Source organism: Micromonospora echinaurantiaca (genome assembly GCF_900090235.1).
GTDB classification, from domain to species: domain Bacteria; phylum Actinomycetota; class Actinomycetes; order Mycobacteriales; family Micromonosporaceae; genus Micromonospora; species Micromonospora echinaurantiaca.
On the sequence record NZ_LT607750.1, the window covers coordinates 914281 to 926531 of the forward strand.

At 75.3% G+C, this 12251-nt stretch carries 12 protein-coding genes; 7 read left to right on the forward strand and 5 right to left on the reverse strand.

Translation table 11 applies throughout. The annotated features are described in order from the left end of the window. Nucleotides 1-35 precede the first annotated feature (35 nt). Together GA0070609_RS04295 and GA0070609_RS04300 are read right to left on the reverse strand one after the other, a co-directional pair. Nucleotides 36-251 (reverse strand): helix-hairpin-helix domain-containing protein, encoded by a 216-nt coding sequence (locus GA0070609_RS04295; protein WP_088992589.1) that lies wholly within the window; start codon nucleotides 249-251, stop codon nucleotides 36-38. A gap of 102 nt (nucleotides 252-353) precedes the next feature. Beyond that, nucleotides 354-1289 (reverse strand): phosphotransferase, encoded by a 936-nt coding sequence (locus tag GA0070609_RS04300; RefSeq protein ID WP_172899287.1) that lies wholly within the window; start codon nucleotides 1287-1289, stop codon nucleotides 354-356. A 284-nt stretch (nucleotides 1290-1573) separates the two neighbouring features. On the opposite strand from GA0070609_RS04300, the gene GA0070609_RS04305 reads away from it, so the two are divergent. The 3 genes from GA0070609_RS04305 to GA0070609_RS04315 all read left to right on the forward strand — a co-directional run bounded on the left by GA0070609_RS04305 (nucleotide 1574) and on the right by GA0070609_RS04315 (nucleotide 3436). Next, nucleotides 1574-1732, forward strand: a complete 159-nt coding sequence (locus tag GA0070609_RS04305) for a hypothetical protein (RefSeq protein WP_197700214.1) — start codon at nucleotides 1574-1576, stop codon at nucleotides 1730-1732. An 8-nt stretch (nucleotides 1733-1740) separates the two neighbouring features. Next, nucleotides 1741-2220 (forward strand): GNAT family N-acetyltransferase, encoded by a 480-nt coding sequence (locus GA0070609_RS04310; RefSeq protein ID WP_088992590.1) that lies wholly within the window; start codon nucleotides 1741-1743, stop codon nucleotides 2218-2220. Nucleotides 2221-2287: 67 nt separating this feature from the next. Beyond that, nucleotides 2288-3436, forward strand: coding sequence for a polysaccharide pyruvyl transferase family protein (locus tag GA0070609_RS04315; protein ID WP_088992591.1), 1149 nt, complete (start codon nucleotides 2288-2290; stop codon nucleotides 3434-3436). Between the two features lie 69 nt (nucleotides 3437-3505). Here GA0070609_RS04315 and GA0070609_RS04320 read toward each other — a convergent pair whose 3' ends face one another. Then, a complete protein-coding gene (locus GA0070609_RS04320; RefSeq protein WP_088992592.1) occupies nucleotides 3506-3712 on the reverse strand; it encodes a hypothetical protein in 207 nt (68 codons plus the stop codon). An 82-nt stretch (nucleotides 3713-3794) separates the two neighbouring features. Between GA0070609_RS04320 and GA0070609_RS04325 the strand changes: the two genes are divergently transcribed. Then, nucleotides 3795-4316, forward strand: a complete 522-nt coding sequence (locus GA0070609_RS04325; protein ID WP_088992593.1) for a DinB family protein — start codon at nucleotides 3795-3797, stop codon at nucleotides 4314-4316. 68 nt (nucleotides 4317-4384) lie between these two features. Here the strand turns inward: GA0070609_RS04325 and GA0070609_RS04330 are convergent, their stop codons facing one another. Beyond that, the gene (locus tag GA0070609_RS04330; RefSeq protein ID WP_088992594.1) at nucleotides 4385-5248 is read right to left on the reverse strand and encodes a carbohydrate kinase family protein; all 864 of its coding nucleotides are present in this window, start codon (nucleotides 5246-5248) and stop codon (nucleotides 4385-4387) included. Between the two features lie 63 nt (nucleotides 5249-5311). Here GA0070609_RS04330 and GA0070609_RS04335 point away from each other — a divergent pair, with 63 nt between their 5' ends. Then, entirely contained in the window at nucleotides 5312-8521 is a 3210-nt protein-coding gene (locus tag GA0070609_RS04335; protein WP_088992595.1) for a DEAD/DEAH box helicase, read from the forward strand. A gap of 8 nt (nucleotides 8522-8529) precedes the next feature. Then, nucleotides 8530-9471 carry an SWIM zinc finger family protein gene (locus GA0070609_RS04340; protein ID WP_231928532.1) on the forward strand — a complete coding sequence of 314 codons (942 nt, stop codon included), beginning with the start codon at nucleotides 8530-8532 and terminating at the stop codon, nucleotides 9469-9471. Here GA0070609_RS04340 and GA0070609_RS04345 read toward each other — a convergent pair. Then, nucleotides 9466-9723: a DUF3040 domain-containing protein gene (locus tag GA0070609_RS04345; RefSeq protein WP_088992597.1), complete on the reverse strand. Its 258-nt coding sequence runs from the start codon at nucleotides 9721-9723 to the stop codon at nucleotides 9466-9468. The genes GA0070609_RS04340 and GA0070609_RS04345 overlap by 6 nt on opposite strands. 479 nt (nucleotides 9724-10202) lie before the next feature. Between GA0070609_RS04345 and GA0070609_RS04350 the strand changes: the two genes are divergently transcribed. Continuing rightward, nucleotides 10203-12245, forward strand: coding sequence for a DUF1800 domain-containing protein (locus tag GA0070609_RS04350; RefSeq protein WP_088992598.1), 2043 nt, complete (start codon nucleotides 10203-10205; stop codon nucleotides 12243-12245). The last annotated feature ends 6 nt before the right edge of the window (nucleotides 12246-12251 follow it).

A 12251-nucleotide genomic window follows, 5' to 3' on the forward strand; every position in this document is an offset into this window, starting at 1 on the left:
GAACCGCGGGTCGAAACCGGCCGCGCGGTCGGCGGTCAGCGGTCGGTGTCGGGCGGATCGCCAGCGAGGCCGAGGCCGCGCTCGCCCAGCGCCGCGCGGAGCACCCGGACGGCCTTGGGGCCCACGCCGTGCAGGGCCAGCAACTCCCGCTCGGTCACGCCGGTCAGCTGGGAGAGGCGAGTCCAGCCCGCCGCTGCCAACGCGCCGCGGGCCGGTGCGCCAGCCGCCCGTGGAATGTCGTCGTCGCTCATCGTGTCGGCTCCTCCCGGTGCGCTGTCTGCCCAGCCGCCGGCGGTGTCCGTGCGGCCACCTCCGTGCGGTGGACGGTAACGCCGCTCACCGACAGACCCGGCTCAGGGCAGCCGCTGGGCCAGCCAGGGCAGCAGGGCGTCGGCCTGGGCCTGCTGGAACGCCCGGACGGTGGGGATGCCGGGCGGCGGCGGTCGCCGGGCGGCATCGGCGAAGAAGCCGGCGAGGCCGGCGTACACGCCGGTCAGCGCGGCCGGGTCGACGTCGGCGGTCAGCGGCAGCCGGCGCAGCAGCGCCTCGGTGTCGTGCCCGCCGTGCAGCCGGACGTTGACCAGCAGCAGCGCGGTGTCCAGCCAGGCCGGCCCGCGGCAGGCCCACGGCCAGTCCACCACGGTCACCCGGCCGGCCGCGTCGAGCAGCAGGTTGTCGGCGCGCAGGTCGACGTGGCAGAGCGTGTCGCCGTCCAGCGCGGCGAGGCCCCGCTCGGCGGCGGCGCAGAGGTCGGGCAGGCGCGCGGCGGCCCACGGGTCCAGACCGGGCGGCGGGTCGGCGGCGATCCGGTGCCAGCCGGTGAAGTCGTACGCCAGGTGCTCGGCGGCGGTCGGCGCGTGCGGCACCGGGTTCGGGGTGAGCGCGGTGGCCATCGTCTCCAGGGCGGCGAGCACGACGGTCAGCTCGTCGGCCCGCCACGGGGTGACCGGATGCCGACCGTCCACGTCGGTGAGCACCAGCGCCACCCAGTGGCCGTCGTCGTAGCAGCCGAGCAGCCGTGGCGTCGGGGCGTGCCCGGGCAGCGCCGCGGTGTTGCGGGCCTCGGTGCGGTGCAGCCGGGGACTGACGTCGTTCTGCGCCGGGCTCACCGCCTTGACGAACGCGCGCCGCCCGGCGGCGGTGCGGACCCGGTCGGCGGTGCCGGGGGAGAAGCCGCCCGGCTGCGACACCGCCTCCACCACCCGGTCGCCGAGGATCCGCTCGACCTCGGCGCGCACGTGGTCGGGCAGGTCGGCCCAGCCGATCCGGCCCTTCGTCAGGCTCTCCACCGGTCCACCGTGCTCGACGCCGGAACCGGCGGGCAAGCCGATTACCGGCGGCGCGGATCGGCACCTCCGCGATCCCGGTGCCGGTCCTGCGCGATGTGGTGCCGCTCGTGCCGCGCTGCCGGCGCCGGGCGTCCCGTTCGTGGTCACCGGGCGGGTGTCGTGCGGGACGACCACCCCGCTGACGAGCGGCCGGCCCGACCTGGCCCCGGGCGCGCGGCGACCCGCTGCGCCGCGGCTGCCGTGACGACGTCGCCTTCCACGCTGCCAGCGGGTTACCCGGTGGCGTGTTCGAGGTCGCTCTGCTGCACTACGCCATGGACGGGCTGCCGCCCGACCTGCCGACCACCTCGATCGACGTCGGGTCCGGCCCCGACGACGTGGTTTCCGCCTTCGTGTCCCGGCTGGTCGCCGCCGTCGGCGGGAACGCCGATCCGCCGGAGTAGGGAGCGCCATGAGCCTGTCCCTGGAACCGATGACCGCGGCCCAGCTGGCCCGGCTGCGCGTGCCGCTGGAGCGGTCGTACGCCGACGCTCTGGCCGGGACCGGTGACCTGACCCCGGAGGCCGCCCGGGCGCAGGTCGCGCTCCAGGTCGGCCGGCTGCTGCCGGACGGCGCGGCCACCGCGGACGTGCTGCTGCGGGTCGCGCTGGTCGACGGCGTCGAGGTGGGCTGGATCTGGGTCACCCTGCCCGGCGGCGACCACCCGAAGACGGCCTGGATCCACAACATCGAGGTACATCCCGGACACCGGGGCCGGGGGTACGCACGGCGGATGATCGAGCTCGTCGAGGCGGAGCTCGCCCGGCTCGGGGTGGGCCGTCTCGGGCTCAACGTCTTCGGCGACAACACCGGGGCGATCCGGCTCTACGAGAGCCTCGGTTTCCAGGTCATCACCCAGCAGATGGCCAAGTCGGTCGACCCGGTGGGCTGACCGGGCGAGGGTTGTTCCCCGGCGCAACGGGAAACCCGCCCGGGACGCACCTGGGGAGGAGCGACGGATGACGCGTGGCGCCGGACTGACCATCGGTGTGCTCGGCTCGTACGGTGGTCGCAACCTCGGTGACGAGGCGATCCTCACCGGGCTGCTTGCCGATCTGCGCGAGCAGGAGCCGAACGCCCGGATCATCGTCTTCTCCCGCAATCCCGCACACACCCGGGTGGCCCACCCGGACGTGGAGGCGGTGCCGTGGGAGGGGGTCAGCCGCACCGACTCCGCGCTCGTGCTGGCCCAGCTCGACCTGCTGATCCTCGGCGGTGGCGGCATCCTGTACGACAAGGAGGCCCGCCGCTACCTGCGGGTGGTCCGGGTCGCCCAGGAACGCGGCCTGCCGCTGCTGACGTACGCGGTCGGGGTCGGGCCGCTCAGCGAGGGCGTGGACACCGGGATGGTGCGGGAGACCCTGGCCAGCGCCACCCAGGTGACCGTCCGGGACCAGGAGTCCCGGATGGTGCTGGAGGAGGCCGGCCTGCTCAACCCGATCACGGTCACCGCCGACCCGGCGTTCCTGCTGGAGCCGGAGGACTTCCCGGGGCACCTGCTGCGCGAGGAGGGGGTGCCGGCCGGCAAGCGGCTGATCGGGATGAGCGTGCGCGAGCCGGGTCGGGCCGCGGAACGCCTCGACGTGGACGGCTACCACCGGCTGCTGGCCCAGATCGGCGACTTCCTGGTGCACCGGGTGGACGCGTACGTGCTCTTCGTGCCGATGGAGCGGGACGACATCCGGCACTCGCACGGCGTGCTGTCCCACATGATCGCCGCGGAGCGGGGCCGGATCCTGCACGGCACCTACTCGCCCCAGCAGGTGCTCGGCCTGATGCGCCACTTCGATCTGGCCGTCGGCATGCGGCTGCACTTCCTGATCTTCGCCGCCATGGTGGGCACGCCGTTCCTGCCCCTGCCGTACGCCGGCAAGGTCTTCGACCTGGCCCAGCGGCTCGGCGTGCCGGCGCTGCGCGGCGTGGAGCGGGAGGTGGAGGGCCCGCTGCTGGCCGAGGTGGACCGGCTGTGGGACGAGCGGGACCACCGCGCCGAAGCCACCGCCCGGCGGGTGGCCGAGGTGTGCGACCAGGCCCGGGGCACCTCGCAGGTCACCCGCGCGGTGCTGGAGAACCTGCGCGCCCGCAACCTGGCCCAGGTCGGCGCCTGAGCGCCGGCACCCGAGCGTCGGACCGTGCCCCGGCCGGCACCGGACCGCCGCCCGGCCGGCCCGGGGCCCTCACACCGCCGGGCCCCGCCAGGAGTAGCGCCAGTCGCGGGCCCGGCCGTCGACCGTCTCCAACTCGTAGATCTCCGCCTGGGTGAGTCCCTCCGGACCCAGGTGGTGGTGGGTCAGCGGGGGACGGCCGTTCGGGTCCAGCTCGACGGTGACCGTCTCGCCGTCGGCCGGACCGCCCGCCAGAGGGATCTCTACCGTTGTCGCCATGGGCCCATCCTGCCCCGACGACCGCGCCACCGCAGCGATAGCGGGGCAGCGGGCCGGCCGGTCGCGGGGCTACCGTCGGCCGATGGCGGAGATCTCGATCGACCCCACGCTCGGCCCGGTGCTGGCCCGGACGGGCGACGAGCGGGCAGTGCTCGAATCCTTCCTCGACTTCCACCGGGCCGTGCTGCTGCGCAAGGTGCGCGGGCTCGCCGACGCGGACGCCACGCGCCGGCTGGTGCCCTCCGCTACCACCCTCGCCGGCCTGGTCAGACACCTCACCATGGTGGAGCGCAACTGGTTCCCCTGCCTGCTCGCGCCCGGGCCGGACGACGTGTACCTGACCACCGAGGAGGAGGCGTTGGCCAGCTTCGCGCTGACCGGGGAGGACACCGTCGAGCGGCTCGCCGCCGACTACGAGCGGGCCTGCGCCCGGTCCCGGGAGGTGGCCGCCCGGTTCCCGCTCGACCACGTGGTGCCGCACCCGCAGCTCGGCGAGGTCTCGCTGCGCTGGATCCTGGTGCACATGATCGAGGAGACCGCCCGGCACGTCGGCCACGCCGACATCTTCCGCGAGTTGACCGACGGCAGCACCGGCGCGCTCTGAGCCGCCACCGTCGACGACGCCGCCCCGGCCGGCCACCCCCGCCGCCGGGGCGTGGACCGGAGGCGGGGTCAGAGTCGCGGCAGCAGGCCGGGCGGGTACTCCATGCCGTCGTGCGTGCAGGCCGCGGCGGCCACCCGGGCCGCGTACGCCGCCGCGTCGGGCAGCGCCGCGCCGCGCAGCCGGGCCGCGATCAGACCGGCCGCGAAGGCGTCCCCGGCGCCGTTGGTGTCCCGCACCGGCGCCGGCGGCGCGGCGGCCGGCACCGGCCGGGCACCGGGGTGCAGTTCGGCGCCGGATGCGCCCCGGGTGACCACCACCGTGCGCGGCGCCAGCGCCTCGGCGACCTGCCCGGCCGCGGCGTCCAGCCGGACCCCGCTGACGAAGACCAGGTCGGCGGCCTCGGCGAACGGGCGGTGGTAGGGGTTGGTGCCGTCCCAGTCGTGCAGGTCGGTGGAGATCGCGGCGACCGGCGCGAGCCCGGTACGCAGCGCGGGCAGCAGGTCGAGGGTCCAATCCATGATCGACAGGTGCACGTGCGCCGCGTCCCGGACCAGCCCGGCCAGCTCGGCCGGGGTGAACGGGGCCGGTCCGCGCCACGGCCGCGGGTCGTAGAGCGACATCCGCCGGCCGGCCGGGTCGACCAGGTTCACCGACCGCCGGGTGCCCGCCGGGTCGTCGGCCAGCACGGCGTGCACCCCGGTGCGGGTCAGTGCGGCCCGGACCACGTCGCCGGCCGGGTCGGCGCCCAGCACGTCCAGCACCGCCACCCGCAGGCCGAGCGCGTGCGCGGCCAGCGCCACCCCGGCGCCGGTGTTGCCGATGCGCAGCTCGATCGGGTCGACGGTGACCGAGTCGGCGGCCGGCAGCGGCAGCGCGGGCACCCGCACCCGCACGTCAACTCCGAGGCCGCCGATCACCAACAGGTCGTACATGGCGTTCGACGGTAGCCTGCCCGGGCCGCCTATCCTGGGTCGGGCGTCGACGAGGGGGGACGAGTGCTGGTCATCCACGGGTCGTGGCTGCCCGGCGACGGCCCGGACGGCGCGCTCGCCGTCTGGGCCGAGGACAGCACCCGGCCCACCGACGCGCCCCGGCGGCCCGGCCGCGCGCCCCGGGAGCGTCCGCACCCGTTCGCCGCCGACCACGCCACGCTGGCCGCCGCGCTGGCCGAGGGCGCCGACCCCGCCGAACTCGGCACCGCGCTGCTCACCCTGCCCACCCGGGCCGGCGCGCCGCTGGACTCACCGGAGCTGGTCCGGACCGCCGTCGTGGCACCGGCCCGCGGGTCGGTCACCCTCGCCGGCTGGCGGGTGCCCGTCCTGCTGTACGCCCCGGACGCCGCGTGGGCGCTGCTGCGCCGTTTGGACCTGGCGGCCGCGGCGCCCGGCGCCACCCTGCGGCACCTCGCCGAGCTGGCCGAGTTCGCCGCCGACCTGGTCACCCGCGGCCGGGTCCTGCCCGGCCTCGCCGACCTCCCCACCGAGGCGGCTGATCCGGCGGGCGACCCCGACCGCGCCGCCGCCGACGGCGGTGTGGGCCGGGCGGTGTGGCGGCCGCTGCTCACCGGCACCGACGCGGGCTGGGCCCGGGCGCTCGCGCTGGCCCTGCCCCCGGCCGCCCGCGCCCTGATCGAGGTGGACCGGCTCGACCCGGCCGCGCGCCCGCCCGCCGCCCCGCGGGTGGCCGGTCGGGAAGCCGCCGGCCGCCGGGCGGAGGTCGCGGCCGGCGTGCTGGTCGCGGAGGCTCTCGACGCGCTCACCGACGCGGCCGCCAGGGCGGCGCTGGGGGAGATCTCACTGGCCCGGGGAGCCCGCCCGAACGGAGCGGTGCCGCCCTGGCTGGCCGCGCTCACCGGCCCGCGCCGGGACTTCACCGCCGACCCGGCCGCCCTGGACACCCTCCGCACCGAGCTGGAGACCTGGCAGCGGGACGCCGCCGGTGGCTCGGTGCGGGCCAGCTTCCGGCTGGTCGAGCCGCCCGCCGACGAGCTCACCGAGCCGGTCGTGGTGGTGCCCGTCGACCCGACGGCGAGGGTGGGGCAGCAGGGCCGCTGGCGGGTCGAGTTCGGGCTCCAGGCGGCCGACGAGCCGAGCCTGCACGTCGCGGCCGGGCAGGTCTGGCGGGCGCCCCAGTCGGTGGGCGGCCTGGCCGGGCGGCTGGACAGCCCGCAGGAGACGCTGCTGGCCGAACTGGGCCGGGCCAGCCGGCTCTGGCCGGAGCTGGACGCGGCGTTGCGTACCGCCACCCCGGAGGCGCTGGAGCTGGACGTCGAGGGGGCGCACCGGTTCCTCCGCGAGGGCGCCCCGGTGCTGCACGCCGCCGGGTTCGCGGTGCTGCTGCCGTCCTGGTGGCAGCGCCCCTCGTCGCGGCTCGGCGCCCGGTTGCAGGCGCGCAGCCGGACCGCGCCGGGCACGGTGGCCACCGCCGCCGGCGGGGTCGGGCTGGACGCCCTGGTCGACTACCGGTGGGAGGTGGCCCTCGGCGACCAGCCGCTGAGCGCTGACGAGCTGGCGTCGCTGGCCGCGTTGAAGACCCCGCTGGTCCGGCTCCGCGGCCGCTGGGTGGAGCTGGACCCGAAGCGGCTCGCCGCCGGGCTGCGGCTGCTCCGCTCGGCCGGCGAGCTGACCGTGGCCGACCTGCTCCGGCTCGGCCTCGCCGACGCCGAGCAGCCCGACGCGCTGCCGGTGCTGGAGGTGACCGCCGATGGCGCGCTGGGCGACCTGCTGGCCGGCGCGGTGGAGCGGCGGCTCACCCCGGCCGACCCGCCGCCGGCATTCCACGGCACGCTGCGGCCGTACCAGCGGCGGGGGTTGGCCTGGCTGGCCTTCCTCCAGTCGCTCGGGCTGGGCGGGGTGCTCGCCGACGACATGGGGCTGGGCAAGACGGTGCAGCTGCTCGCGCTGCTCGCCGGCGACCCGCCGCAGGCCGGGCCGACCCTGCTGGTCTGCCCGATGTCGCTGGTCGGCAACTGGCAGCGGGAGGCCGCCCGGTTCGCGCCCGGGCTGCGCGTACACGTGCACCACGGCGCCGAGCGGGCCCGGGGGGCGGACTTCACCACGGCCGTGCACGACGCGGACCTGGTGCTCACCACCTACTCGGTGGCGGCCCGGGACGCGCTGGACCTGGCCGGCATCGACTGGCACCGGGTGGTGCTGGACGAGGCCCAGGCGATCAAGAACGCCGCCACCCGCCAGGCCGAGGCGGTACGCGCGCTGCCGGCCCGGCACCGGATCGCGGTCACCGGCACGCCGGTGGAGAACCGGCTCGCCGACCTCTGGTCGATCATGCAGTTCGTCAACCCCGGGCTGCTCGGCCCGGCGGCCACCTTCAAGAAGCGGTTCGCCGAACCGATCGAGCGGCACGGTGACGCCGAGGCCGCCGAGCGGCTGCGCCGGATCACCGGCCCGTTCGTGCTGCGCCGGCTCAAGACCGACTCGTCGATCATCTCCGACCTGCCGGAGAAGCTGGAGATGGAGGTGGTCTGCAACCTGACCGCCGAGCAGGCCTCGCTCTACCAGGCGGTGGTCGACGACATGATGGCCCGGATCGAGTCCAGCGACGGCATCGAACGGCGCGGGCTGGTGCTGGCCACCATGACCCGGCTCAAGCAGGTCTGCAACCATCCCGCCCAGTTGCTGCGCGACGGCTCGCCGCTGGCCGGGCGCTCCGGCAAGCTGGCCCGGCTGGAGGAGATCCTCGACGAGGTGCTCGCGGCGGGGGAGAAGGCCCTGCTGTTCACCCAGTACGCGGAGTTCGGCGGCATGCTGCGCGGGCACCTCGCCGCCCGGTTCGGCCGGGAGGTGCTGTTCCTGCACGGCGGGGTGGGCAAGGCCGACCGGGACGCGATGGTCACCCGGTTCCAGTCGCCGGACGGGCCCGCGCTGTTCGTGCTCTCGCTCAAGGCCGGCGGCACCGGGCTCACCCTGACCGCCGCCAACCACGTGGTGCACGTCGACCGGTGGTGGAACCCGGCGGTGGAGGACCAGGCCACCGACCGGGCCTTCCGGATCGGTCAGCGCCGCCGGGTGCAGGTACGCAAGTTCGTCTGCGCCGGGACGGTGGAGGAGAAGGTCGCGGCGCTCATCGCCGACAAGCGCGGCCTGGCCGAGCGGGTGGTCGGCACCGGCGAGCAGTGGGTCACCGAGCTGTCCACCGCGCAGCTGCGTGAGCTGTTCAGCCTGGAGGCCGGGGCGGTGGTGGAGTGAGCGAGCCAGTGAGTGGGACCGCGCGCGGCCGGTTCGCCGACTACGGCCGTCCCCGCCGGGTCGACGGCGGCCTGCGCGCCCGCAGCACCCGGGGTGCCATCGGCCGGTCCTGGTGGTCGCGGCGCTTCCTGGAGGTGCTGGAGTCGTTCGCGCTCGGCACCCGACTGACCCGCGGCCGGTCGTACGCGCGGGCCGGCCAGGTGGTCAGCCTGGACATCGCCCCCGGCATGGTCAGCGCCGTGGTGCAGGGTTCCCGGGCGCAGCCGTACCAGGTGCGCATCGCGCTGTCGCCGTTTCCGGCCGCGCTCTGGTCCCGGATCGAGGACGAGTTGGCCGCCCGGGCGTTCTTCAGCGCCCGGCTGCTCGCCGGTGACCTGCCGGCCGAGCTGGAAGAGCTGTTCGCCGCCGCCGGCGGCCCGCTCTTCCCCGCCGGGATCGACGAACTGGCCCAGCACTGCAGCTGTCCCGACTTCGCCGTGCCGTGCAAGCACCTCGCGGCGACCTTCTACCTGCTCGCCGAGGCGTTCGACGCCGACCCGTTCCAACTGCTGCACTGGCGGGGCCGGGCCCGGGTCGAGCTGCTCGACCGGCTGCGTGCCCTGCGCGTGGCGGCCGGCGGCACGGACGGTGCGGCGGGCGCCGGAGCAGGCGATCGACCGTCCACGGCGGACGACGCGGCCGCGTCGGCGCCGGCCGGACCGGCGGCGGACACTGTGGACGTTCCGGTGGTCGGCGCCGCGCGGGCGGTCGCCGGCCTGCCGCCGGCGCCGCTGGCCGAGGCGGTGGACCGGTTCTGGCTCCCGCCGGTGCCGCTGCCGGACCGGCCGCCGAGCCTGGCCACCGGGCCGGACCTGCTGCTGCGCCAGCTCGGCCCGCCCACTCCGGCCATCGGCGGTCCGGGGCTGGTGGAACGGCTGCGGCGGGCCTACCGGGCCCTCGGCGGGTCATAGCCAGCGGCGCCGGTACCGCCACATGACGGCGGCGTTGGCCAGCAGCACCACCGCGCAGATCGCGCCGGCCATCCGGCCGGCCAGCACCGTCGTCGCCGGCAGCGAGGCCCACAGCACGATGGTCAACAGCATCAGATAGCGGCTGCGGCGGGCCCGGGCCCGACTGTCCAGCCGGGCGAAGAACGCCGGATCGCTCTCCCGGAGGTGGCGGGTGATCTGCTCGAACCTACGCTGATCCTCTTTGCTGAGCATGTGCCTTCCCCTCACGCGTTCAGCGGTTCGGCGGCATACCCGTTGCGGCGGCGGCTCACGCCCTCGTGCTGCTACTTTGCCCGCCCGCCCGCCGGGCCGGCGGCACGGTCCCGCCCGGGGAGCCGACGCCCCGGGTGACCGGTGTCCGGACACCTCAGTACAGGCTTATCCGGACCTTAAGTTTCGCTGTGCCGTTGAACGGCGCGAAAAGCGTCGCGGACGGCGAAAACGTTACGTCGGGGTCGGCGGGTGACGGGTCGGCCCTGCTCCCAGGCCCCGGGACCGGCCGACTGGCGATCCCGCCCGCCGGCGCGCCGCTGAGCGCTGTCTTAAGTGCCCTCACGGGGCCCTCCGGCGCGCCTTGAGGCGGCCGGACCCCTTCACTACCTTGCCGGTCAACCCCCTCAGGCAACAGTCGCCGGACCTCGACCTCGCTGGTCGCAGCCGTGCCGGCGCACGGTAGGAATCGGGATTGGTACATGGCCGACCAGAATGTGCCACCACGGCGACCGCGGGACGACCGCGGCTGGGACGTACGACAGCACCCCAGCACCGGATACCGCGACCCGGACGCGTCAACCCCGCACGGATACCGCGCCGCCCACCCCGGCGGGCAGCCGGAGTATTCGCGCGGACCGCAGTGGGTCGGTCCGGACGGCTTCGGCCAGCCGACCGGCCCCACCGGCGGCTTCGCCCAGCAGACCGGTGGCGCCGGACTGCCCAACGTGGACGACGACGAGGAGCCCGGCCGCCCGGTCGGTCGCCGCAAGGCGCTCGCCGCGCTCGGCGGCACCGCCGCGGTGGTCGCCGGCGGCGCCGCCCTCGCGATGACCCCGCAGGTGCGCAGCCTCTTCGGCGACGAGCCGGTCGGTGACGCGACCGGCACCACGGTCACCGACGGCACCGCCGCCCGGCCCAGCGGGCAGCAGCCGAGCACGGTGCGCACGTACACCGAACAGAACGAGAGCTACATGGGCTCCCGGGCCGGCGAGGCGCTGAAGAAGAACGCGCCGACCGGCGGCCGGACCTTCTCCGGGCCGGCCGCCGCCGCGGCGGAGACCCCGGTGACCGTCAAGACGGTGCTGGCCAAGGACCCGATCCTGCACCTCGCCCGACGGGCCACCTTTGGCGCGACGCCGAAGGTGGTCGCCGACATCCGCGAGCGGGGCATCGACGCCTGGCTGCGCACGCAGCTCGACCCCGACAAGATCGCTCCCACCCGGGCCGAGCTGAAGCTCGCCGAGCTGCCCACCCTCAAGCTCTCCACCCAGCAGCTGCGCGACCAGCGCGACCAGCTCAACGAGCGGGGCGCCCAGCCGGAGCGGGAGATGGTCGAGGCCACCATCGCCCGGCAGATCTGGTCCGACCGCCAGCTGTACGAGGTGATGGTCGACTTCTGGAACGACTTCCTGCACGTCGCCGCGGACTTCGACGGCGGCGAGGTGTACCGGGCCTCCTTCGACCGCGACGTCATCCGGGCGCACGCGCTGGGCAGCTACCCGGAGATGTTCCTGGCCGCCAACAAGCACCCCGCGCTGCTGCTCTACCTGAACCAGAACGACTCCCGCGCCGACGCGGTCAACGAGAACCTGGCCCGGGAGAACCTCGAGCTGTACACCGTGGGCGTCGACGGCGGCTACACCGAGAAGGACGTCCGGCAGGCCGCCCTGCTGCAGACCGGGCGGGGCGTCAACGACGGGAAGTACGTCTTCCGCCCCGAGCGGCACTACGTCGGCAAGGTGAAGATCCTCGGCTTCACCCACGCCAACAACTCCAAGGACCCGAAGAAGGCCGAAGCGGCCATCGACGCGTACCTGACCTACCTCGCGCTGCACCCGTCGACCGCGAAGTACGTGGCGCAGAGCCTGGCCACCCGGTTCGTCTCGGACACCCCGCCGAAGTCCCTGGTGGACCGGCTGGCCAAGACGTACACGGCGAACAAGGGCCTGGTGAAGCCGGTGCTGATGACGCTGTTCAGCTCCTCGGAGTTCTGGGCGGCGGTGGGGCAGAAGGTGCGCCGGCCGATGGAGTACCTGGTCGCCACCTACCGCACCCTCGGTGTCTCGCCGGAGGCGTCGCCGAAGCACGACAACGGCGACAACAAGCGCACCCCGTTCGCCCGCGGCCTGCGGCAGATCCACGACAAGCTGCGCGAGCTGGGCCAGTACCCGATGGGCCAGCCCACCCCGGACGGCTACCCGGACGTCTACGTCGCGTGGACCTCCGCCGGCACGATGGTCAACGGCTGGAACGAGGCCGGCGACCTGCTGGCCGGCTACCGCACCACGTTCACCTACACCCGGCCGGAGAAGCTGGTCGCCAAGCCGCCGGCCACCGCCGGGGCGTACGTGGACGCGCTGGCCAAGCGGCTGGTGCAGCAGAAGCTCTCCGCCCGGGAGAAGGCGCTGATCCTCGGCGTGGCCGGTGTCTCGGCCAACACCCGGGTCGACGCCACCTTCAACGGGGCCATCGCCGCCGTCGCGCGGGCGATCCTCGCATCCCCCCAGCACCACCTCCGGTGAGGCATT

Bases quoted from the DNA above. Each gene is read 5' to 3' on its own strand.
- GA0070609_RS04315 (WP_088992591.1), top strand. From the start codon at position 2,288: ATGACGCGTGGCGCCGGACTGACCATCGGTGTGCTCGGCTCGTACGGT.
- GA0070609_RS04330 (WP_088992594.1), bottom strand. From the start codon at position 5,248: ATGTACGACCTGTTGGTGATCGGCGGCCTCGGAGTTGACGTGCGGGTG.
- GA0070609_RS04310 (WP_088992590.1), top strand. From the start codon at position 1,741: ATGAGCCTGTCCCTGGAACCGATGACCGCGGCCCAGCTGGCCCGGCTG.
- GA0070609_RS04325 (WP_088992593.1), top strand. From the start codon at position 3,795: ATGGCGGAGATCTCGATCGACCCCACGCTCGGCCCGGTGCTGGCCCGG.
- GA0070609_RS04320 (WP_088992592.1), bottom strand. From the start codon at position 3,712: ATGGCGACAACGGTAGAGATCCCTCTGGCGGGCGGTCCGGCCGACGGC.
- GA0070609_RS04345 (WP_088992597.1), bottom strand. From the start codon at position 9,723: ATGCTCAGCAAAGAGGATCAGCGTAGGTTCGAGCAGATCACCCGCCAC.
- GA0070609_RS04295 (WP_088992589.1), bottom strand. From the start codon at position 251: ATGAGCGACGACGACATTCCACGGGCGGCTGGCGCACCGGCCCGCGGC.
- GA0070609_RS04350 (WP_088992598.1), top strand. From the start codon at position 10,203: ATGGCCGACCAGAATGTGCCACCACGGCGACCGCGGGACGACCGCGGC.